Origin of the sequence: Ochrobactrum sp. WV_118_8 (genome assembly GCF_039631535.1) — a bacterium.
Taxonomy (GTDB): Bacteria; Pseudomonadota; Alphaproteobacteria; order Rhizobiales; family Rhizobiaceae; genus Brucella; species Brucella anthropi.
The window spans coordinates 1,725,661-1,745,817 of sequence record NZ_JBDIUZ010000001.1; the positions used below are offsets into that span (position 1 = coordinate 1,725,661).

The following is a 20,157-nucleotide window of genomic DNA, read 5'->3' on the forward strand; positions in this document are numbered from 1 at the left end:
GGGCGGCAAAGTGGACATGAAAGGAAACACGATGTCAGATAGGACAGCCAGCTTTACACTAGAAGGCAAAACATTCGACCTGCCTGTACGACAAGGCACTGTCGGACCAGACGTCGTCGATATCGGTCCACTTTACAAGAATTCCCAGATGTTCACCTACGATCCGGGCTTCACATCCACGGCATCGTGCGAATCCAAGATCACTTACATCGATGGCGATGAAGGCACCCTGCTCTATCGCGGATACCCGATCGATCAGCTCGCCGAACACGGTGATTTTCTGGAAACCTGCTATTTGCTTCTCTACGGCGAACTGCCGACCGCGACGCAAAAGTCTGACTTCGACTACCGTGTGACACGTCACACAATGATTCACGAGCAGATGACGAAGTTTTTTACGGGCTTCCGTCGCGACGCTCATCCCATGGCAGTCATGGTCGGCTGCGTTGGTGCAATGTCGGCTTTCTATCATGACTCGACCGACATCACCGACCCGCATCAGCGTATGGTCGCGTCGATCCGTCTGATCGCCAAGGTTCCAACGCTTGCCGCCATGGCCTACAAGTACCATATCGGCCAGCCGTTTATGTACCCGAAGAACGATCTCGATTTTGCGTCGAACTTCCTGCACATGTGCTTTGGCGTTCCATGCGAGGATTACAAGGTCAATCCGGTTCTGGCTCGCGCAATGGACCGCATCTTCATTCTCCACGCAGATCATGAGCAGAATGCCTCGACCTCGACCGTACGCCTTGCCGGTTCTTCTGGAGCCAATCCGTTTGCATGTATCGCTGCCGGCGTTGCCTGCCTCTGGGGCCCTGCCCACGGCGGCGCAAATGAAGCTGCGCTCAACATGCTGGCTGAAATCGGTTCTGTGGACCGCATTCCAGAATTCATCGCCCGTGCAAAGGACAAGAACGATCCGTTCCGTCTGATGGGCTTCGGTCACCGAGTCTACAAGAACTACGATCCACGCGCCAAGATCATGCAGAAGACCTGCCATGAAGTTCTGGGCGAACTGGGCATCAAGGACGACCCGTTGCTCGACGTTGCAATGGAACTGGAAAAGATCGCCCTGACGGACGAATACTTCATTGAGAAGAAGCTTTATCCAAACATCGACTTCTACTCCGGCATCACGCTGAAGGCTCTCGGCTTCCCGACCGAAATGTTCACGGTTCTCTTTGCTCTCGCCCGCACCGTCGGTTGGGTCGCACAGTGGAAGGAAATGATCGAAGATCCGCAGCAGAAGATCGGCCGTCCACGCCAGCTCTATACCGGCGCTCCCGAGCGGGATTACGTGCCGCTCGCAAAGCGTAAGTAAGTATCAGACTATAATAAAAACCCCGGTTGCCAAAACAACCGGGGTTTTTTGTATTCTATCTACAGTCAAAATCAGCTCTTGGAATTGCCTGCCAATTCCAGAATGACGCGCGCCCCGATCTCGCCAGAGGGTTGCTCCGTCGCCATGATCGACGCAACTTTATCAAATCCGTCCAGCTGCGCCTGACGTGCCGATCCAGGCCGCATCAACCGTTCAAGGTTGCGTGCAAGCATTCCCGGACGGACAAACTCATTGAAATACTCAGGAACGACCGGTTCGTCGGCGATGATATTTGGCAAGGCAGCGCTCCAGATCGTGATCTTGGGCATCAGAAACTTGCGTGCGAACCAGTCCGCCTTATAGGAAAGCACGCTTGGAATGCGCGATAGAGCCAGCTCCAGCGAAACCGTCCCTGAAGCGGCAAGCGCTGCATCGGCTTTAGAAAAAGCTTTCCACTTTTCCTCATCACCCAGCACAATAAGCGGTTTGACAGCCCAGTCCTTTGAAAGATCGCGAACCATTTCTTCAATGCGTGGCAGTGTCGGCAGAACGACGTCGAGCTTATCGACCCGGGCAGCTAATTCACCAACTGCCTGCCCGAACGGTTCCATGAGCATCTGGATTTCAGTCCGACGAGACCCCGGCAGAACGAGCAATGTTTTCCGGGACTCAACAGTCCGTCGCGCTTCCAGGTTTTTTTGCTCACCCCGTGCCCGCAGTATCGGTTCATAGCTGGAAAGGCGATGCCCGACATAAGTGGCACTCGGCCCGCTTAACCGCTGCATGACCTCCACCTCAAATGGAAGAATAGTTAGCACATGGTCGAAATAGGCTTTCATCGCCCGCGCGCGTTGCGGCCGCCAGGCCCACACGCTTGGTGCTATATATTTCACGACGGGAATCGATGGATTTGCAGCCCTGATCTTCTTGGCGACGCGATGTGTAAACTCCGGACTGTCAATCAGAAGTACGCAATCCGGTTTCTCAGCGATGATGCCTCTAGCGGTCTGGCCAATACGCCGCATTAGACCCGGTAAATTCTTCAGAATTGCGCCCAGCCCCATAAGCGCAATCTCGTGCGGATCAAAAAAGGACTTCATTCCCCGGGCTGCAAGGTGATCACCACCGACACCAATGATATCAACCAACCGGTCTGTCTGGCTCCGCAACGCATCGATAAGGTCGGCACCTAGAAGATCACCGGATTCTTCACCGGCCACTATTGCTATTTTCAATGGCCGGCTGGTGGTGTTCACTTCTTGATATCCTTTTTCTCGCGACTGACCGTCTCTATGAAAAGGCCTCTTGCATTGGCCGCCGCGATGGTTTCACCGAAGCCTAGAATGAATGTCCTGCCTGCCTCAACAGCTATTCCTGATAATCCCGCTTTTACGGCATTATCAATCGTAGAAATTCCGATGGTCGGAAGGTCTGCTCTTTCGTCCTGTCGCGGCTTCGCCATCTTGACGAGAACACCGCCACGACGAGGTATGCGGCCAGCTGCACGTAACTCGCGCACACGCTCTATCATTTGATCTGTGCCTTCCGCCCCTTCGAGCGCAACGACACGTCCGCCAACCGCAACAGCACCCTGCCCGACATCCAGATCACCCAGACGAAGCGCAGATTCCATTGCAAGTTCAAGATTATAACGTTCTCTCGCGTCCGGTGCTTTTCGCGTCAAAATTTGAGCAGGTGACGGGGAAAGTAAATCCGGAACAACATCGTGAGCCCCGACAACTTTGAAACCGAAGGATTCCAGCAAGCCGATAAATGCACGTAAAAGAGCATCGTCGCCTTGCCCCAGCGCACGTAAAACGTAAGGCACTGCGCGCAGAGTAGGCCAGTCAAACTTCAGATCACTGACATGGGGCCTGCTTGTCACGCCACCAGCGAGGACAACGCGATCCACACCGGCAGCTTTCATGAACCGGACGAGCTTTGCAAACTCTACGATGGAAATTTCCTGATGCTCGTACTTGTAGAGTACCGGATCGGCTTCCCCGCGCAACGGCACGAGGAATGGCTTCTTCTCCGCAGCCTCAAGGGCCTCCGCCACACTGATCGGCAGCAGGCCATTACCGGCGATAATTGCAACGCGTCCCGCATCATCTGCAAGACGCGGTATTTGCTCAATCTTCGCCGCTGTCATGCCCGGCCCCACCATGGACCGCATCGAGCGGAGGTGTACAGTAGGCACGTTTGGTATCGACATTGATGAAGTCGATCATATCGATGACAGCCGGAGAATCCGGTATCGCAGTCAGGACGTCCTTTGCACGGTCCCGAATGGGTTTTGTGCGATCGAACAGCATCCGAACTGCATGACGGAGATTATGAATCTCTTTGCGTTCCATACCGGAACGCTTCATGCCGACGATGTTCAATCCACCGAGATGAGCGTGCACGCCAATCGCCATGCCGTACGGGATAAGATCGCTTACAACCGCAGCCATGCCGCCAACGAAAGCGTGATGCCCAACGCGCACAAACTGATGAATAGCGGCACCACCACCCAGAATAGCGTGATGTCCGATTGTCGTGTGGCCACCAATCATCACATTGTTGGAGAAGGTGACGTAGTCGCCAATGTCACAATCATGTGCCACATGCGCGTAAGCCAGGAACGAGCAGTTGTCGCCGACCGAAGTGTAACCACGTGCGCTGTCTGACCCCTTGTGCATGGTCACGCCTTCGCGGATCAGGCAATTTGTGCCAATGTTCAGCTTCGTTGGACCGCCCTTATGCTTGTTGTTCTGCGGATCGCAACCCAAAACGGCATGCGGATAAACCTTTCCACCTGCGCCAAGCGTCGTTGCACCGGTCACCACTACATGACTCATCAATTCCGAATTGTCGCCTATGACGGCGCCAGACTGAATGTGACAGAAGGGGCCGACAGACACACCCTGCCCCAGTTCCACACCCTGCTCAACAAGAGCGGTGGGGTGAATAAATGTTTCTTTCATTGATATGCTCACTGGCTTTCTTCAGCTGTACTGATCATGGCAGCGACTTCAGCTTCCGCAACCTTTACACCATCGACTTCGGCAATGCATTCGTATTTCGAGATATTTGCGCGTTGCTTGATCTTCTTTACGTGAAGCAAAAGTCGATCTCCCGGTATGACCGGGCGACGGAATTTGGCATTATCTATAGTCATGAAATAGACCACGCCAGGGCGCCCGGTTTTGCGCTGAAGCAGAGAAATAGCGCCCGCCGTCTGTGCCATGGCTTCGACAATCAATACGCCCGGCATAATCGGCTTTTCAGGGAAATGTCCGGTGAAATGCGGCTCGTTGATCGTCACATTCTTGATGCCGGTTGCGGAGACGTCGCCGTCAATGTCAACAATCCGGTCGATCAGTAAAAATGGATAGCGATGCGGCAGCACTGCCAGAAGATCCTGGATATCTGCTGCTTCCAGCTTGGTCTGATTTGCATCACTCATCAGAGGATTGCTCCTTTCTCGATTGCCCGATGCTACGTATGTTCGCGATATCTCGGAACCACTGCTTGATAGGCCGAGCGGGAATACCGCCCCAGCGCTCACCATCGGGTATGTCATTCATAACGCCGCTCGCTGCGGCAATCTGCACGCGCGAACCGATAATCAAATGGTCGGCAAGTCCCACACGACCACCCAGCATCGTCTGGTCACCGATGACACAGCTGCCGGAAATGCCGCAATGAGCCGCAACAATACAAAAACGGCCAATCCGCACATTATGGGCGATCTGTACGAGGTTATCGATCTTTGTACCTTCGCCAATGACGGTGTCGTTCAATGAACCACGGTCAATCGTCGTATTGGCGCCAATCTCGACATTGTCCTGAATGATGACTCTGCCAAGCTGGGGAACCTTTTCCAAGCCGGCGGGACCTGGGACGTAGCCGAAACCGTCCTGCCCAATCCGAACACCTGGATGAAGAGACACTTGATTGCCGATGAAAGCACACTGAACGGTTACACCGGGAGCAATATAGCTGTTGCGACCTATCTGGCTGCCTTCACCGATCACCGCTGTTGAAGAGACCAGCGTACCGCTGCCGACACTTACGCCCTTGCCGATAACTGCACCGGCCTCGATCGTAGCACCGGCCTCGATATGTGCTGTGGGATGAATAACTGCAGCTGAAGAAACACCGGTTTCTCCAAACCAGCTGACCGGTCTAACGGATGCCGGAAACAGCATTCGACCAACAGAAGCAAAGTCGCGTTGTGGATTGCGGGTTATGAGTGCAGCTATGTGCGACGGCACACTGTCCACCACAGCTTCGCTACAGAGAACACCAGCAGCATTGATCGAGGAGAGACCGTCGGCATTCTTCTTGCCTTCGACGAAGACAAGAGAACCCTCAACAGCATCTTTAAGCGAAGAAAGACGCGCAACAGAACGCGGTGCAAGCTTCGGGTCACGAAGTCTTGCACCGGTAAAATCTGCGATATCGCCAATCGTGAGTTCACGCGAAGGCGCGAAAAAAACAGGATCTGCCATCAAAACACTTTCTTCCCCGGGGTTGTTATACCCCGGGAAAAGGCAAACCTATTAGAACTTGGTCGAAACACCGAAGTTGAAGTTCTGAACCTTGTCGGTATCAGCCTTCGCGATCGGGAACGCATAGTCAAAACGCAGAGGACCGAACGGCGAAGCCCACATCAAGCTTATACCTGCCGAAGCGCGAAGCTTCTTGTCGTCGCCATAGATTGGCGAACCGCCCTGCGAGGAGTCATTACCATAAAGCGTTGCGGCATCAGCAAACAAGGCGCCACGGATACCCAAGCTTTCAGGAACGAGCGGCATCGGGAACTGAACTTCAGCCGTACCGTTGATATAGGTCGTTCCGCCCATCCAGTAGCGTTTGCCGTTCGCGGCATCCTGATATGGACCGATACCATTGAACTTGAAGCCGCGGATGATGTCCGAATTGTTCTTGAACAGATCAAAGATGCGGACGCCATCATCACCGAATTCATGGATATAACCACCGCCAATGCCCAGCATACCGACGATATCGGCTTCCTGAGAAAGCGTCTTGTAGTAGTTACCCTTGAACGTGGTCTTGATGTACTTGGCATCGCCGCCAAGACCTGCGAACTCCTGCGTGAACTTGCCATAAAGACCGTCATGCGGATTCTTCATGTCGTCGATGGAGTTGTAGGTCAGCGAGTAGCTGATCGACGAACGCAACCACGGACTATGCTCAGCAGCCTCTAGCAAGGCAGGCGCATAGTAGTTGTCAGCGTCCGCACGGAACAGGTCATACTTTTCCTGAACGAGGTTATACGCGATACCTGCCGAGAAATTGTCCGTGATCGGAAGACCGAAGCGGATCGTACCACCGGTCTGCTCGACGTCGTAATCATCGTTTACGCGATACGTACGACGGAATACATCGAAACCAGCCGAGAGACGATATCCGAGGAAATATGGCTCCGTAAACGACAGGCCATAATTGCGCATATCATCCTGACCGGCACCGGCGCTGATACGGATGTACTGGCCGCGTCCGAGGAAGTTACGCTCGGTAATAGCAGCTTCTACCTGCGCACCCGGCGATTCGCCGCCTGTCGTGTAACCGCCACCAATCGAGAATTCGCCGGTCGACTTTTCAACGACATCAACGACAAGAATAACCTGATCCGGCTCAGAGCCAGGCGCCGTCGAGATATTGACCGTCTGGAAGAAGTCCAGCGCTTCGAGACGACGCTTCGCGCGCTGTACCATGACCTGATTGAAGGCATCGCCTTCGTTCATGTCGAATTCGCGACGAATCACGAAGTCACGCGTCTTGTCGTTACCGCGAATTTCAATGCGCTGAATATAAGCGCGCGGACCTTCGTCAACGCTATAGACGACCGAAATCGTATGGTTCTCGAAATCACGATCGCCACGCGGTTCAACCTTGGCGAAAGCATAACCACTACCGGCAACATTTTCGGTAACTGCGAGAACCGAATCTTCGATTTCCTTGGCGCTGTAAGGCTTACCCGAACGAGTCTTGACCAGATGATCCAGGGCCTGCCCGTCAACGCCATCAACATTGCTCTCGACGCTTACATTGCCGAATGTATAGCGCTGACCTTCATCAACCGTGATGGTGATAGTGTATTCGTTTGTCGACGGATCGAGAACTGCATTCGATGAAATAACGCGGAAATCCGCATAGCCGCGATTGTAATAGAAACGACGGAGCGTTTCCTCGTCAGCCTGAAGACGCCCTTCGTCATATACGTCATTACGCGTCAGCCACGAAAGCGGATTCGAACGTTTGGTCGAAATCACGTCGCGCAAACGACGAGAGCCGAATGCCTGATTGCCAACGAAATCGACATTTGCGATTTTCGTGCGCGAACCTTCGTTGATTTCATAAACGACGTTCACACGCCCCTGACCAAGATCAACAGTACGTGCATTCACGGTCGCATCGCTGCGCCCGATATGCGCATAGGCTCCCTTGATCGCTTCAACGTCAGCTTCCATCGTCGCAGCGTCATAAGGCGAACGCGGCTTGAGCTGAACAGCACGAGTAAGATCAGGATCCTTGATCTTCTTGTTGCCCTGGAAAAGGACGTTGTTGACGACGGAACGCTCAGAAACATTCACGACGAGCGTGCTGCCGGACTGATTAATACGAACATCCGAGAACAGACCCATCGCAAACAGACGCTTCACCGCAGCATCAATATCAGCGCTGGTGAAGGCCTTGCCCGGACGAATGTCGATATTGTCACGGATGGACTGTGCGTCGACGCGTGTATTACCGCGTACCTCGATACGGCTAACGACAGCAGCCTCGGCAACATTGACCGAAGCCAGCGAGAGTGCAGCAGTACCCGAAGCCACAAGAGCCACTGACATGGCGAGCGCAGAAGCGGCGCCAAAGAATTTAGAACTTGCCGTCATAGGCTTTCCGAACCTTCGTTTCTTTCTGTCCCCGGGGCGATTAACCCAGAAAAGCACGTACAGATACAACCGTCATACCCGGTTTTTCCATACAAGCAAGCGTCACGGTTAAATTCTGTTTACTTAAGCAACCAGCGTGGCATCCGCGCCACGCGATTTGAGCGTTATGGTAAACAAATCGCTTAGCTTTTCGAGCAGTCACTCCCAATTTTCACTTCTGTTTAACACCTTCCCCGATCCTCGCCAGAGAAGATGCGCATCATAGCGGTTAGCCGACTGGAACCCTCCAGCCTGCACCGATCCCCAAGATCACCACCTGAGCCAGCCGGAGAGTCATCTAGCAGGCAAACAGGTCGTTGAAAAGTACGAACCCCATGAATCCCATAACAAGTAGGAACCCAACACGATAGAAAATTTCCTGCGCCGCAACAGATACCGGGCTACCCTTTATGGCCTCCACCGCATAGAAAACCAGGTGACCGCCATCCAGCGGAGGCAATGGAAACAGGTTCAAAAGCCCGATACCAACCGACAACATTGCCATTAGCTGGATGAGCCAGTCAAAACCCTGACTTGCAGCCTTACCAGCCATATTGGCAATTTTCACCGGACCACCGAGCTGACATTTATCCTCACGCCCGACCGCAAAACGCTGAAAAAACTCTCCTGTGCGGCTGATAATGTAGCCCGTTTCCATGACAGCTTGTCCCACTGATTCGAGGGGACCATATTCAATCCGGCGGAAATTACCGACAGCTTCAGTGGTTTCCACGCCGATGGCGCCAAGCTTGATCTTGTTTCCAAGCGGATCCGTACGCTCGACGATTGCCGGAACGGCCTGCAAATCTACCATCTTGCCATCACGCTCGACAGTGAAGTTCAGCTTGTCCCCGGCCCGTCCGGATACGATGCGCTGCACATCGGAAAAAGTTGTGATCTTTTCGCCCTCAACGCTGATAAAGCGATCCCCGGCTTCAAACCCTGCTTCAGCAGCAGGACTGCCAGGCTGGACGCCAGCTATGAGCGGATCGGAAATCTGACGCCCATAGAGCGCGAAGAAGACACTGAAGATAACGATCGTCAGAATGATATTGAAAGCAGGACCGGCAAAGACGGTCGCCGCACGCTTCCACACAGGCTGGGTATGGAATGCCCTTCGCTGCTCATCTGCGCTCAGGCTTGCATTATCGACGTCAACTGGAGAGCTCGTGGCGCTCTCGTCACCGATGAATTTGACATAGCCACCGAGCGGAATGGCAGAAATCTTCCACCGCGTGCCGTGCTTGTCCGTGAAACCAATCAGCTCAGGTCCGAAGCCGATAGAAAATGCCTGTGAGCCAATGCCGCACCAGCGCGCAACCAGATAGTGGCCCATTTCATGGACAAAGACCACAACGGTCAAAACAAAGAGGAATGGAATGATGGTTCCGACAAGCAGACTTTCGCCACCCAGAAAAAAGGCCAACGCCTCCTGCAAATCACTACTCCTTACACAACGCTAGTGGGCTTCCGAAGAACCGAATGCGTTTTGAGCAATCCCACAAACTCATCCGTCGCACTCTTAGAAACTGAAGAATATAGCGGACGGCACGTCTGGCTCGGCAAAAATTGCACCAAACAGGTACAAAAGTGCGGCAGCAGCGACAAGCCCGTCCACGCGATCCAGAACACCGCCATGCCCCGGCAAAAGACGGCCAGAGTCCTTTGCGCCGAACTGGCGCTTCACCCATGATTCTGCAAGATCGCCAATCTGCGAAACGACAGACAGCAGCAATGCGAGTAGCGGTACCAGCCAGCTGCCGGGAGCAGCCACCAGTGAGGCAACCAGAATGCCACCGGCTACCGCAGCCGCGGCGCCACCGATGGCGCCTGACCATGTCTTGTTCGGTGAAAAGCGCGGTGCCAGTTTCGGCCCGCCCAGTGCCCGGCCATTGAAGTAGGCCGCGATATCCGTGGACCAGACAACTGCGAAAAGGAAAACAATCGCAGTAAAGCCAAAGGGCTCATCGCCGCGCAGGAGTGAAAGCGAAACGGCGGAGAAACCTGCATAGAAAAGCCCCGCCGCTGGCCAGCCGCGCCCTGTCCGCCATTGCGTGGCCAGAAGAATGAGGGTGCCCACCAACAGAACGCCAATCGTCAGCAAAGCGCTCCGGTCCATAACAAGCAGAACGCTTGTGAGCACCAGCCATGCCCAGCCGAACACACGCGAGAACACTGTCTGCTTCGGCGCGGTCAGGCTCGTCCACTCGTGGAACATGGCCAATCCGATTGCAATCGAAAACAGTGTGAAACCCAAACCGCCGACCCACGTCAGCCACAAGGCGGCTGCACCGAGGACAATGGCAGTAATGATGCGGGTTTGCAGATTGGACATTGAGACCTTTCGACGGACTGGCTTACGCCATATTAGAGCATTTTCAGTCGTCCCAACTCTCGGGAACCACCTTAGACTGCCGCCCCCTTGGTCGAAGGGCATGCGATTTCTTCTTCACGGTCTTCCAGTCCGGCGCGCACTTCAACGCCGCCAAACCGACGCTCGCGCTGGCGAAAAGCCTCATAGGCTGCATCAAGATCAGACGCGCGGAAATCAGGCCAATGAATGGGCAGGAATAGAAACTCGGAATACGCCGCTTGCCAGAGCAGGAAATTCGACAGGCGCATTTCCCCGCTCGTACGGATGATAAGATCGGGATCGGGTATCCCGGCTGTATCGAGATTTGCGGAAACCAGTTCACTGGAAATGGAAGCAGGATCAAGCAGTCCGGCAGCGACATCACGCGCCAGACTTCGAACGGCACGGACGATCTCGTCGCGGGAACCGTAATTGAAAGCTATGATCAGGTTGAGGCCTGTATTGCGACGCGTAAGCGTTTCCGCTTCGACTAATAGCGCACGTATATCGGCGGCAAGTTCCTCGCGCTCGCCGATAATACTGACACGCACATTATTGCGGTGCAGCTCAGCAAGATCGCGTCGGATGAAAATCTTCAGCAACCCCAGAAGATCGTTCACCTCGCCGCTGGGGCGGGACCAGTTCTCTGAAGAGAACGCAAACAATGTAAGGTAGCCGAGGCCACGATCCCCGGCCGCCCGTACAATCTCACGAAGAGCTTCCACGCCTGCCCGGTGCCCGGCGCTGCGCGGCAAATTGCGCGCCTTCGCCCAACGGCCATTGCCATCCATGATAATGGCGATGTGGCGCGGATCGGACATGGCGAAGCTCTCCCTCAATGAAAACCATGCAGGTACTAGACCTGCATGATCTCCCCTTCTTTCACTGCAACGACCTTATCCATCTCAGCGATGGTTTCGTCCGTCAGCTTCTGCACTTTTTCAGACAGAACGCGGCCATCATCCTGACTGATGAGGCTGTCCTTCTCCAGCTTTTTCAGCGTGTCCATACCGTCACGACGAACATGACGGGCAGCGATACGACCTTGCTCAGCATACTGGTGCGCGATCTTGACCAGTTCCTTGCGGCGCTGTTCGTTCAATTCCGGTAGCGGAATGCGCAGCGTCGTACCATCGGTGATCGGATTGAGACCGAGGCCGGAATCGCGAATTGCGCGTTCCACAGCGCCCACCATGCTCTTGTCCCAGACGGAAACCGAAAGCATACGCGATTCGGGAACTGTGATATTGGCAACCTGATTGATCGGCATGGTCGAGCCATAGGCCTCGATCACGATCGGCTCCAGCAAGCTTGCTGAAGCGCGGCCCGTGCGCAGACCGTTAAGGTCGTGCTTCAAAGAGTTGATAGCGCCTTCCATGCGGCGTTTCAGGTCGTTGATGTCGAAAGCATCACTCATGCATTTTCTCCTTCGATACGCAGCAAAGGTCGATCAATTATCGGAAACGATCGTGCAGCGTCCCTTGCCTTGCAGAATTTCGGCCAAGCCGCCGTTTTCATGGATGGAATAGACTATTATCGGAATGTTGTTCTCACGCGCAAGGGCAACAGCGGCTGTATCCATGACTGCGAGCCCGCGATCGAGAACTTCTTTGTGGGTCAAACTGTCAAAACGCGTCGCGTTCGGATCCTTCTTCGGGTCGGCAGAATAGATTCCGTCAACCTGCGTACCCTTCAAAAGCGCATCCGCTTCAATTTCCGCAGCACGAAGAGCTGCTGCCGAATCCGTCGTGAAGAAAGGATTTCCGGTGCCACCAGCAAAGATCACGACCTTGCCCTCATCCATGTAAGCCGTAGCCTGTCTCTGCGAGAAGCTCTCACAGATTTCAGGCATGGCTATGGCCGAGAGCACGACAGAATCGACGCCGATCTTGTGCAGGGAAGTACGCAGCGCCAGCGAATTGATGACCGTGGCCAACATACCCATGTGATCGCCTGTGACGCGGTCTCCGCCCTTGGAGGCCACAGCAACCCCACGGAAAATATTACCGCCGCCGATCACGACGCCAACTTCAACACCAAGCGACCGTGCTTGCTTGATATCGCTTGCAATACGGTCTGCAACGGAAACATCAATGCCAAAGCCCTGACTGCCCATCAATGCCTCGCCCGAGGCTTTCAAAAGGACGCGTTTGTAGGCGGGCTTACCGGACATTGGATGCTCTCCGCAGATTGTGATCAAGTGGTTGTGTTTGGGTTCCGATACACGAAGGGCACCGCGTTGTCACGCGATGCCCTTCATAATCAAAAGCCTTTTCAGGCAATCAGCGCATTCCGAAAAGTGGAAACCGGTTTTCGGAACAAAATGCGCTGAAAAAACGGAGCCACTTAGCCCTTGGCAGCAGCAGCTACTTCAGCAGCAAAGTCGGTTTCTTCCTTCTCGATGCCTTCGCCGAGAGCAACACGGACAAAGCCGGTGATCTTGGCTGGTGCACCGATGGTCTTTTCAGCTTCCTTGAGGGCAGCTGCAACCGTCAGGTCAGGATTGATGACGAAAGCCTGCGAAAGAAGAACAACTTCTTCGTAGAACTTGCGCATACGGCCTTCGATCATCTTTTCGATGATGTTGTCCGGCTTGCCGGATTCACGGGCCTGCTCGATGAAAATCGCCTTTTCGCGCTCGGCAGCAGCCGGGTCAACGTCCTCGGCGGTGAGAGCCAGCGGGTTGATTGCAGCAACGTGCATGGCAACCTGACGACCAAATGCATTTGCAGCTTCTGCATCGCCAGCGGTTTCGATTGCTACGAGAACGCCGAGCTTGCCGAGGCCATCAGCAACGCCGTTGTGAATGTAGGTCGCGACAACGCCCTGCGGGACGGTCAGCGCAGCCGAACGGCGGAAGCCAATGTTTTCACCGATGGTGGCAACAGCGTCCTTTGCCGTTTCGGTAACGGTCTTGCCGTCAACGTTGGCGTTGGCCACAGCTTCGGTCGAACCGTCGGTCGACAGAGCAGCCTGGGCGATCTTGCGGACCAGATCCTGGAAAGCATCGTTGCGGGCAACGAAGTCGGTCTCGGAATTGACTTCAACGACAACAGCCTTGTTACCGGAAGCTGCAACGCCAACCAGACCTTCGGCAGCCGTACGGCCAGCCTTCTTGTCAGCCTTTGCAATGCCCTTGGCACGCAGCCAGTCAACGGCAGCTTCGATATCGCCATTGGTTTCAGCAAGTGCTGCCTTGCAGTCCATCATGCCGGCGCCGGTGAGGTCGCGGAGTTCTTTGACGAGAGATGCGGAAATGCTCATGATATCGCCTTTCATGAAAGCGAAGGCACACCGGATGGGTGTGCCAACTTTTAACCGGCGCTTGGTTTCTGGATCGCGACCACCCTGAGCATTGCACTTCAGGAATCACAATCCCGCACCGGGATGAAACGAGATTATCCACCCGCCCTATCGCAGATATGACGGATGGATGAAATCATACGCTGATTAAGCGCCTTCAGCCGGAGCTTCGAGGGCTGGCTCAACCGGAGCTTCAGCCTGCGCGCCGACGTCGATGCCCATTGCGCCCTGCTGACGAGCAATGCCGTCGAGAGCAGCGCGAGCAATCAGATCGCAATAGAGAGCGATAGCGCGTGCAGCGTCGTCGTTACCCGGAATCGGGTAGTCGATCTGGTCTGGATCGCAGTTCGAGTCGATCACTGCGACAACCGGGATACCAAGACGCTTGGCTTCCTGAATAGCAATCGCTTCCTTGTTGGTGTCGATGATGAACATCAGGTCCGGAACCGAACCCATGTCCTTGATGCCACCGAGGGCGCGATCAAGCTTTTCACGCTCACGCTCAAGGTTCAGGCGTTCCTTCTTGGTGAAGCCCTGAGCTTCGCCAGCCAGAAGTTCGTCGAGCTTGCGCAGACGCTGGATCGAGTTGGAGATCGTCTTCCAGTTGGTCATCATGCCGCCGAGCCAGCGTGCATTGACATAATACTGTGCCGAACGGTTGGCAGCATCGGCAATGATGTCCGAAGCCTGACGCTTCGTGCCGACGAACAGAACGCGACCGCCACGAGCAACCGTGTCCGAAACGATCTTCAGCGCATTGTGCAGCAGAGGAACGGTCTGGGACAGATCGAGAATGTGGATGTTGTTACGGTCACCATAGATGTATGGTGCCATTTTCGGGTTCCAGCGATGGGTCTGGTGGCCGAAGTGAACACCAGCTTCCAGAAGCTGGCGCATGCTGAAATCAGGCAATGCCATCTTTATTTTCCTTTTCCGGTTTAACCTCCACGGGCTGAGGCGATTTCTCGCCACCGGAGGTTTTTGCCGGATTTCTCCCGACAAAAGCCCAATCCCGTGTGTGGAATAGGCGCGCTGTTAACTGATCACGCCGTAAATTGCAAGTCGTCTACACAATATAGCATCGAACAGGCGAACAAACACGCCAATCGGCGTGCTTATTTGCAGGTCGCGGTCTGTTTTGCCGCGTCATAGACATCAAGCTTCACAAGCTTCCCGCGCATGGAGAAATCTCCATAGTCCATAGTGAGGTCGCGGGTGATGCCATTGCGATAGAGCTTGAAATTAATGCGGTAGATCGGCAGGCCGTCCTGCTTTTCCTTGTCATCGAAATAGGCAATCGTCACCGGCCAGACCTGATCCTTGGAAAATTTACCCATGACCTTGGTCTCATCATCCGGCAGAGACTGCTCCTTGCCGACGACAACGGTGGTAGCAACCACCCGGTCGGCATCTTCGGACGCGTCGAAAAGCGACGTCTGGTAAAATTTCTGCCCGGCTTCCGCCTTGCCGATCAGCTCTTCCATATGTCCGGTCGGAAATTGCGTTCCCTTGAGGTCAAGCTTGTTTTCCTTCGGCTTGTTCAGTTCAACGACTGTCTTGCCGCCCTCGAGTTTCGCGTCACCACGCACTTCCTTGACCAGTTCCTTGTCCACGAAGGTCTTGTTGACGAAACGGAAGTTCTTTCCGTCTGCACCTTCGAAAGTCGTCGTCTGCTGGTCGGTCACACGCTGCGGCTGTTCTTCCATATCGATCCGCGTCACGAAACGGAAATTGGTGGTGTAGCCTTCACACGCAGATCCGTTGAACTCGTAGACCATACGACCGGTCAAACCACTGATCCCCGATTTTTCATCGGCACGATCCAGGGTCAGATCATAGACTGCGCGATGTGGAACCAACGTTACCGTCGAGGCCGCATGAGCGACGCCAGCGAATCCAGCCCATACACAAGCAGCCGTTCCACTCGCCGCAACCGCACTCTTGAAAAAACGCATACATGAATCTCCCGATGAGTTGACGAGCATGATAAAAAAACTCGTGGCGGAAGCGAGGCAAAAAACGCACCCTTCCCAAAAGCTTCACCGATTCTGCCTATAGGTAGATCGCGAAGTACCTTTGCAAGCAAGGATTAATACAATGACCGACACGATCGACAGCCGCCTCAAAAATCTGGGTATATCTATCCCGGAGGCCGCAGCACCCGCCGCAAACTACGTTCCTTTTGCGCAAAGCGGTTCTCTGCTTCTCACATCTGGCCAGCTTCCGCTGGAAGGCGGCAAGCTTGTGCACACGGGGCAGATTGGTGATGAGCTGACGGTTGCGCACGGACAAGCGGCTGCACGCGCCTGTGCTGTCAACATCCTTGCCCAGGCAAAGGCTGCTCTTGGTGACCTTGGCCGCATCAAGCGGATTGTGAAGATTACTGCCTTCGTGGCTTCCACACCTGATTTCGTGGAACAGCACCTTGTGGCCAATGGCGCCTCCGATCTCCTCGTGGCGGTTCTCGGCGACGCTGGCAAACATGCCCGCTCGGCTGTTGGTGTTGCGAGCCTACCCCTCAATGCACCTGTTGAAATAGAAGCGATCATCGAGGTTGCCTGACATGACTTCCATCGACTGGATCAAGAAGCGTCCTGTTGCTCATCGCGGATTGCACGATCTCAATAAAGAGCGCTGGGAAAACACTCTTTCAGCGTTCGAGGCAGCAGCAAAAGCGGGTTTCGCTATCGAATGCGATGTGCATCTCACAAGTGACGGCGGCGTAGTCGTCTTTCACGACGATGAACTGAAGCGCCTTGCTGGTCGCGAAGGCTACATCAGCGATCTGACACTGAAGGAAGCCACCGCACTGAAGATTGGCGGCACCGCCGATCATGTGCCGACGCTTCGTCAAATGCTTGATCTGGTCGATGGTCGCGTTCCCCTCGTTATCGAGCTGAAGGGTATCGAAGGTAAAGATGACGGTCTGGTTGCCGCCGTTGCCAAAGAACTGGCGTCCTATAAGGGCGAAGCCGCGATCATGTCTTTCGATCACCACCTGATCCGCCGTTTTGCGGCAGATGCACCGGGAATTCCTGGCGGTCTAACAGCCGAAGGTACACGCAGGGAAGACTATGAAAGACATTTCTCCATGCTGGCGCATGGCATCTCCTTCGTCTCCTATAATGTGCATCACCTGCCCAACCCGTTCGTCACCTTCGTTCGGGAGAAATTGCAAATGCCTGTGATCAGCTGGACAGTGAGGGATCGGGAAATGCAGAAACATAGCGATCTCAATGTCGACCAGATCACGTTCGAGGGCTTTGATCCACGCGCCCTCGTGGCTTGACGACAACACGCCGAACGCCGCAAAATATGTGCGATAACGGCAAAGGAATAGCGGTGAACGACGAAGATCCGCAGAATGAGCAAAGCTTTGTTCTCCGTGTCGTTGAGAATATCAGCGAGTTCACGGCAGACGAATGGAACAGTCTTGTCGGGGCATCCCGGCAGGACGCGCATTACAATCCCTTCATTACCCGCAACTTCCTGCTGGCTCTGGAAGAATCAGGCTCGGTTTCACGAAAAGCGGGCTGGCTTCCGCGCCATTTGCGCCTTGAAGATGATCAGGGCCACCTCATCGGAGCCGTGCCGAACTATCTCAAGGGGCATAGTCAGGGAGAATATGTCTTCGACCATGGATGGGCTGATGCTTTCGAGCGCGCCGGTGGTCGATACTATCCAAAATTTCAGGCCGCAGTGCCGTTTACACCGGCTACCGGTCCGCGCCTCCTCAATCACATCGCCTATGAAAGCAAAACCGTTCGACTGGCGCTGGCTGGCGGACTGCGGGAACTGGCTGATCAATCCGGCGTCTCATCAGCGCATGTCACATTTGCACTGCCAGATGAGATCACCGCGCTCGAGCGCGCAGAGTTTCTTCATCGCACGGATCAACAGTTTCACTTTAAAAACAATGGCTTTAAAAGCTACGATGATTTTCTGAATGAGCTGGTATCTCGGAAACGCAAGGCGTTAAAGAAAGAACGACGTGAAGCCTTGTCGGATGGTATCGAAATCGACTGGTTGACCGCCAGCGACCTCACGGAATCCGTCTGGGACGACTTCTTCGCGTTTTATACGGATACCGGTAGCCGCAAATGGGGACGGCCCTATCTGAACAGGCAGTTCTTTTCGCGGATCGGCGAAACCATGGCCGAAGACATTCTGCTCGTCATGGCCAAACGCAACGGACATTACATTGCCGGTGCGATCAACTTCATCGGTGGTGATACACTTTTCGGCCGTCATTGGGGCTGCATCGAAGATCACCCATACCTGCATTTCGAGGTTTGCTATCATCAGGCAATCGATTTTGCGATTGATCGAAAGCTCAGCGTCGTGGAAGCCGGAGCACAGGGCGAGCACAAAATTGCCCGCGGTTATGTACCGGTAACAACCCATTCAGCGCATTATATTGTCCATGAAGGCTTTCGGAACGCCGTACGCGACTATCTCGATCATGAACGTCGCGAAGTCGAACAGATTCAAGACGCCCTGGAAGAACACTCGCCATTCAGGGATGCGCTCTGACTGTTCGTTTTGACGCGCCTCTCATCCGAAAGCCGCTTCACACCTTTCGGGATGCGCTCGCTCTATCCACCTTGCCTAACGCGACTTGATACGGTCTGATCCTGTCAAACATTTTCGCATTGGAGAGAATCGCATGTCCGCCACCTATGACGACAACAATATCTTCGCCAAAATTCTGCGCGGCGAAATCCCGTCCACCCGTGTTTACGAAACCGATGACGTCGTTGCTTTCATGGATGTGATGCCGCAAGGCACGGGCCACACGCTGGTTGTGCCAAAGACTGCTTCCCGCAATCTGCTCGATGCCAAGCCGGAAACCCTCGCGAATGTTGTTCAAGTGGTGCAGAAAATCGCGCAGGCAGTGAAGAAGGCATTCAATGCCGATGGCGTAACCGTCATGCAGTTCAACGAACCGGCATCCGGCCAGACCGTCTATCATCTGCACTTTCATGTGATCCCGCGTTTTGAAGGCGTGGCGCTCAAGCCCCATACCGGACAGATGGAAGACGCGGCGGTTCTTTCCGCAAACGCTGAAAAGATTCGTGCAGCGCTCTGATAAGACTCACACTTTCAAAGTGTAAGCAGGCCGATTACCAGCAGGATTTCCGCAACGAGCACGCCGACGAGCAATCGCTTACCGGTAATGAGAAAGGCGGCAAATCCTGCCGCGGCGGAACCAGCGCGGAGCCAGAGCGGCGAATTGGCCAGTTCTCCATTAGGATAGAGAATAAGCTGCGCGATAACGCCTGCAACCAGCGCAGTTGCGACGCAGCGCACGAAAACGAGAACTTCTGAATCCTCCCGCACGCGCCCACCAACCAGCACCCCCATCAGCCGAAACAGATAGGTTGGAAGCGCTCCAGCCAGGAGGATAAACAGAAACGGCCACCACCAGGTCGAAAAGCTGTCCCAGTTCATTCAGTTGCCCCCACCGATACGCGGCGCATCCGGTGAAAACCGAACGCTATCAGCCCACCGAGAACACCCGTGATCAGCAGGTCATATCCAGGAGTCAGATGATGAAATATGGGGAATAGAACGATCCCGGAAATCATTGCGACCTGCCCTGCCCTTTCTCTGGCTGAACGCCAGAGCGACGTCAGAAAATACATCGGCGTCAGCATGAAAAGTGCCGCGAAAACAATTGGCGGAAAAGACGTCGATAACGAATAGACGATAGCAACGACAATCGCATTGGTTCCCACCAGAACCATACCGATCCCCGCAAAATAGCTCGTCCGCATATCACGCGGGATCTTGCGCAGCTCCTCCATGGCCATGACCCAGGCGGTGACGGCAACGAAATGACACAGAGCCGCGAGCGTCAGTTTCCGCGTTTTCGATCCCTGCAACTCGGGAAGCAGCGCGACCACCATCGGCATCAAACGCACGGACGAAAGTCCCACCGCGAGAGCCGCGGCAGGCAAAGCCACACCTGCACTGATCGCTCCGATCAGAACGACCTTTGCCGGAAGCGCCCAGATGGTCAGAGTCATAAAGACGGCTTGAACAACGGTGATGCCGCTTTCAATTGCCAGTCCCGCAAAACCGATAAACGAACTCATCAACAATAGAGCTGGAATGCTGCAAATGCGTGTGCAGCCGCGCAAGAACCATCGCAGGTGACGATGGTCTTCTGAATCTTGCTCAGGATAATCGGAATGAATCGGTGGCATGGAGTCACGTTAGAGCAAGGT

General features: G+C 54.5%; 21 protein-coding genes. 5 read left to right on the forward strand and 16 right to left on the reverse strand.

The features are described 5' to 3' along the window. Nucleotides 1–31: 31 nt before the first annotated feature. The gene (gene gltA, locus ABDF71_RS08270; RefSeq protein ID WP_010659989.1) at nt 32–1,324 is read left to right on the forward strand and encodes a citrate synthase; all 1,293 of its coding nucleotides are present in this window, start codon (nt 32–34) and stop codon (nt 1,322–1,324) included. 71 nt (nt 1,325–1,395) lie between these two features. Here gltA and lpxB read toward each other — a convergent pair whose 3' ends face one another. The 14 genes from lpxB to eipB form a co-directional block, all read right to left on the reverse strand. Next, nucleotides 1,396–2,580, reverse strand: a complete 1,185-nt coding sequence (lpxB, locus tag ABDF71_RS08275) for a lipid-A-disaccharide synthase (protein WP_437260073.1) — start codon at nt 2,578–2,580, stop codon at nt 1,396–1,398. Then, nucleotides 2,577–3,476: an LpxI family protein gene (locus ABDF71_RS08280; protein ID WP_151663025.1), complete on the reverse strand. Its 900-nt coding sequence runs from the start codon at nt 3,474–3,476 to the stop codon at nt 2,577–2,579. The genes lpxB and ABDF71_RS08280 overlap by 4 nt, the downstream gene beginning before the upstream one ends. Next, nucleotides 3,457–4,293 (reverse strand): acyl-ACP--UDP-N-acetylglucosamine O-acyltransferase, encoded by an 837-nt coding sequence (gene lpxA, locus ABDF71_RS08285; RefSeq protein WP_010659986.1) that lies wholly within the window; start codon nt 4,291–4,293, stop codon nt 3,457–3,459. The genes ABDF71_RS08280 and lpxA overlap by 20 nt, the downstream gene beginning before the upstream one ends. 8 nt (nt 4,294–4,301) lie before the next feature. Next, complete coding sequence (gene fabZ, locus ABDF71_RS08290) at nt 4,302–4,775, reverse strand: 3-hydroxyacyl-ACP dehydratase FabZ (protein ID WP_010659985.1); 474 nt, start codon at nt 4,773–4,775, stop codon at nt 4,302–4,304. After that, complete coding sequence (gene lpxD / locus ABDF71_RS08295; protein WP_500061466.1) at nt 4,768–5,823, reverse strand: UDP-3-O-(3-hydroxymyristoyl)glucosamine N-acyltransferase; 1,056 nt, start codon at nt 5,821–5,823, stop codon at nt 4,768–4,770. Before lpxD ends, fabZ begins: the two co-directional genes overlap by 8 nt. Nucleotides 5,824–5,874: 51 nt before the next feature. Then, a complete protein-coding gene (gene bamA / locus ABDF71_RS08300; protein WP_036586699.1) occupies nt 5,875–8,232 on the reverse strand; it encodes an outer membrane protein assembly factor BamA in 2,358 nt (785 codons plus the stop codon). Between the two features lie 337 nt (nt 8,233–8,569). Next, nucleotides 8,570–9,709, reverse strand: coding sequence for an RIP metalloprotease RseP (rseP, locus tag ABDF71_RS08305; RefSeq protein ID WP_012091955.1), 1,140 nt, complete (start codon nt 9,707–9,709; stop codon nt 8,570–8,572). Nucleotides 9,710–9,793: 84 nt separating this feature from the next. Beyond that, entirely contained in the window at nt 9,794–10,606 is an 813-nt protein-coding gene (locus ABDF71_RS08310) for a phosphatidate cytidylyltransferase (RefSeq protein WP_010659981.1), read from the reverse strand. A gap of 71 nt (nt 10,607–10,677) precedes the next feature. Beyond that, nucleotides 10,678–11,445 carry an isoprenyl transferase gene (locus ABDF71_RS08315; RefSeq protein ID WP_010659980.1) on the reverse strand — a complete coding sequence of 256 codons (768 nt, stop codon included), beginning with the start codon at nt 11,443–11,445 and terminating at the stop codon, nt 10,678–10,680. Between the two features lie 35 nt (nt 11,446–11,480). Continuing rightward, nucleotides 11,481–12,041: a ribosome recycling factor gene (gene frr / locus ABDF71_RS08320; protein WP_010659979.1), complete on the reverse strand. Its 561-nt coding sequence runs from the start codon at nt 12,039–12,041 to the stop codon at nt 11,481–11,483. A 33-nt stretch (nt 12,042–12,074) separates the two neighbouring features. Continuing rightward, complete coding sequence (gene pyrH, locus ABDF71_RS08325) at nt 12,075–12,797, reverse strand: UMP kinase (protein WP_029924670.1); 723 nt, start codon at nt 12,795–12,797, stop codon at nt 12,075–12,077. A gap of 173 nt (nt 12,798–12,970) precedes the next feature. Further along, the gene (tsf, locus tag ABDF71_RS08330; RefSeq protein WP_479884222.1) at nt 12,971–13,888 is read right to left on the reverse strand and encodes a translation elongation factor Ts; all 918 of its coding nucleotides are present in this window, start codon (nt 13,886–13,888) and stop codon (nt 12,971–12,973) included. A gap of 186 nt (nt 13,889–14,074) precedes the next feature. Continuing rightward, nucleotides 14,075–14,845: a 30S ribosomal protein S2 gene (rpsB, locus tag ABDF71_RS08335; protein ID WP_010659976.1), complete on the reverse strand. Its 771-nt coding sequence runs from the start codon at nt 14,843–14,845 to the stop codon at nt 14,075–14,077. Nucleotides 14,846–15,042: 197 nt separating this feature from the next. Further along, nucleotides 15,043–15,882, reverse strand: coding sequence for a cell envelope integrity protein EipB (eipB, locus tag ABDF71_RS08340; protein WP_010659975.1), 840 nt, complete (start codon nt 15,880–15,882; stop codon nt 15,043–15,045). A 142-nt stretch (nt 15,883–16,024) separates the two neighbouring features. Here eipB and ABDF71_RS08345 point away from each other — a divergent pair, with 142 nt between their 5' ends. The 4 genes from ABDF71_RS08345 (at nt 16,025) to ABDF71_RS08360 (ending at nt 19,016) form a co-directional block, all read left to right on the forward strand. Further along, a complete protein-coding gene (locus ABDF71_RS08345) occupies nt 16,025–16,489 on the forward strand; it encodes a RidA family protein (protein WP_006471616.1) in 465 nt (154 codons plus the stop codon). Between the two features lies 1 nt (nt 16,490). Beyond that, on the forward strand, nt 16,491–17,216 hold the full coding sequence (locus tag ABDF71_RS08350) for a glycerophosphodiester phosphodiesterase (RefSeq protein ID WP_029924665.1): 726 nt from the start codon (nt 16,491–16,493) through the stop codon (nt 17,214–17,216). A 53-nt stretch (nt 17,217–17,269) separates the two neighbouring features. Further along, nucleotides 17,270–18,460, forward strand: a complete 1,191-nt coding sequence (locus ABDF71_RS08355) for a GNAT family N-acetyltransferase (protein ID WP_479884220.1) — start codon at nt 17,270–17,272, stop codon at nt 18,458–18,460. A 133-nt stretch (nt 18,461–18,593) separates the two neighbouring features. Then, a complete protein-coding gene (locus ABDF71_RS08360) occupies nt 18,594–19,016 on the forward strand; it encodes an HIT family protein (protein ID WP_029924661.1) in 423 nt (140 codons plus the stop codon). 14 nt (nt 19,017–19,030) lie between these two features. Here ABDF71_RS08360 and ABDF71_RS08365 read toward each other — a convergent pair whose 3' ends face one another. Together ABDF71_RS08365 and ABDF71_RS08370 are read right to left on the reverse strand one after the other, a co-directional pair. Continuing rightward, nucleotides 19,031–19,378, reverse strand: a complete 348-nt coding sequence (locus ABDF71_RS08365; RefSeq protein WP_010659971.1) for an AzlD domain-containing protein — start codon at nt 19,376–19,378, stop codon at nt 19,031–19,033. Further along, on the reverse strand, nt 19,375–20,136 hold the full coding sequence (locus ABDF71_RS08370) for an AzlC family ABC transporter permease (protein WP_479884218.1): 762 nt from the start codon (nt 20,134–20,136) through the stop codon (nt 19,375–19,377). Before ABDF71_RS08370 ends, ABDF71_RS08365 begins: the two co-directional genes overlap by 4 nt. Nucleotides 20,137–20,157: the final 21 nt, after the last annotated feature.